1 protein-coding gene is annotated in these 1445 nt (G+C 66.1%); it reads left to right on the top strand.

What is annotated here, in order from left to right; all coding sequences use genetic code 11:
- Positions 1 to 39: 39 nt before the first annotated feature.
- Positions 40 to 1445: HNH endonuclease signature motif containing protein (locus Pph01_RS42425; protein ID WP_204078936.1), on the top strand; the 1406-nt coding region annotated here is incomplete at its 3' end.

Here is a 1445-nt window from a genome sequence, read left to right as displayed (position 1 = left end):
TCCGCCGGGACCGCTGCCGCGGCTGACCCGAGCGAGTTGGTGGCACTGCTGGTAGAAGCAGCTTCGGCGCTGGCCATGGCCGGGGTGCCGGACTCACCAGCAGCGTGTCTGGCCCAGGCGCAAGAGCTGGCATACGCGCGGGATCGATTGATCTCCGCCATCACCGCACGAGTAGAGCGGGTACACCGCACACGGGAGGCCCGCCGGCACGGGCACGCCAGCACCCGCACCTGGCTACGCGACGCCTGCGGCACCAGCAGAGGCGCCGCCTCCCACCTGGTCACCCTCGGCACCCAACTCGCACGTCTACCGTTGGTGCGTGCGCGGTTCGCCGAAGGAAGCCTGAGCGAAGGCCAGGTCAGCGCGATCTGCACCGCCGTCAAAGACCTCACCGACGACCAAACAGCGGTCGCCGAACAAATCCTCACCGACCTGGCCGACCAAGCCACCTGCGAAGACGTCGCCAAAGCCGGCCGCTACCTGAACGAAATCCTCGACCCCGACCGGTCGAACAAACACGACGACGCCGACTACGACAAACGCTTCCTCCAAGTACGCCCGACCAGCACCGGCGGCATGCGCGGAGAATTCCACCTACCCAAAGAAGCCGCCGCCCGGCTGAAGACCTGGCTCGACACCTACGCCAAACCCAAAACCGACAACGACGACCGCCCCCTACGCGTCCGCAACGCCGACGCACTGACCATGCTCCTCGAAACCAAAATCACCACCGAACTACTCGTCCTCGTCAACGCCGAATCCCTCCCCACCGACCACCAGGCCAACCACTGGACCGGCCAGCCGGACCCCGACACCGCAACCACCGACCACCGCACCCCCACCAAGCCCGGCCAGCACCACCACGGCGACGACCACCTCACCGACCACGGGATCAACTCCCACCGCAGGGCCGAGGAGAACACCGCGGAAGAGCCGCCGACCCCACAAACGAGATCAGGGGCCCGAGAAGAACAGGACCGAGAGGAAGAGCATCAACGAGATCCGTCGCGGCTGCGATGGAAAGTCCCCGGACTCCTGCTATCCACCGGCCAACTACTGTCCCCCTCCGACATAGACCGACTGGCACGCACCTCCACCCTGATCCGCCTGGTAATGAACGCCGACGGACAAGTCCTCGACATGGGCCGAGCCACACGACTGGCCACCAAAACCCAACGCAAAGCCGTCTACGCCCGCTACCCCACCTGCTGGATCAGCGGCTGCCCACTCCCCGCCACCATGTGCCAAATCGACCACGCCGACAACTGGACCGACGGCGGCCTCACCAACCTCCACCTCCTCGGACCCGCCTGCCAATTCCACAACCGCGACCGCTACCGCCACCCCCACCGCTACCAACGCCACCCCCAAGGCAAAGACCGCTGGGCCTTCACCTACACCCCACGACCCAAACACCACCCACACAAACCACCCACCACAACCAC

Source organism: Planotetraspora phitsanulokensis, assembly GCF_016863295.1.
GTDB classification, from domain to species: Bacteria; Actinomycetota; Actinomycetes; order Streptosporangiales; family Streptosporangiaceae; genus Planotetraspora; species Planotetraspora phitsanulokensis.
This window is presented reverse-complemented; position numbering and strand designations above follow the sequence as displayed.